Genomic DNA, 1,076 nt, shown 5'->3' on the forward strand with positions numbered 1-1,076 from the left:
AATCTCGCTCCTACGGAGCTCAGACAAAATGATTTTCTTTTGATTTTTTTCCTTTCTTTTCTTTCCACAGTTTTTTCAAGGCGCATTTTTTATAAACTTACATTATTGCGCTATTTCCGATTGGTATGAACACGGATAGGCCATACGACTGAACGGATACGAAATTTTCTAGTCACAGCTTTATGCAAGGCGCATTTTTTACGATCTAGTATTATTGTACTATTTCTAATTGGTACGAACACGGATACGCATAGGCCACATCACTGAACGGATACATTATTAACTTAAATACGTCTTAACTGCATTTCTTACCAAATTTTTTAATAAGTATTTTGTTACAGTAACTAGGAAAACATGTTGCATCCGGTTATATAAAACGCCTTTAAGTTTAGACCTTTGTTGATCAGGAATAGCATACCACACCAAAGGCACCCCTCCCACAAGTATTCCCAATATTAAAAATAATTTTTTAGACATAATTAATTATATTATAGATGTATAATGTTAAGGGATACAAAATAATGATGGAGAAACAAAGCATGATTCGTCTTTTGTTTCCCCATTATTATCCATTAATATATAATAATATATAATGGATATATACTACAATAAATCTTTCAGAGAACTTCTAGCGCTATTTACAGAACCCTTAACCGAATCCATTGCCTCTTCAGAAGTTGCTTTGCAGTTATCTGAAAAGAATTTTGCTTTATTTTGGATTGCTTTTATGATTTCTTTTTTAGTTTCATCACAAACTAAAATTCCCAATACAGCACCTAAGACTACCCCTAAGACTAAATAATACACATTTCTATAGATATACATGACTTTTGTAATTTAAAATATTAATGTACGCAAACCTCTCGAAAAATATCTCTATATAAAAAACTAAATATATAAAGACTAAAATATAAAAGAAGTAAAGTTACCATAACCATCCTATACGTATACGCTTACTTCTACTATAAGTTGAATTTACAATAAAAAGCTTATAAAAAACAAACAAAATATGCATATACCTAACGAGGCCGTTGCAATAGACAATTAAATTTAATCATAAATAATCCACTTTCCCC

At 30.4% G+C, this 1,076-nt stretch carries 1 protein-coding gene; it reads right to left on the bottom strand.

What is annotated here, in order from left to right; all coding sequences use genetic code 11:
• Positions 1 to 603: 603 nt before the first annotated feature.
• A complete protein-coding gene (locus tag EDM02_RS03165) occupies positions 604 to 825 on the bottom strand; it encodes a YtxH domain-containing protein (RefSeq protein WP_123663033.1) in 222 nt (73 codons plus the stop codon).
• Between the last annotated feature and the right edge of the window lie 251 nt (positions 826 to 1,076).

Source organism: Candidatus Cardinium hertigii (assembly GCF_003788695.1).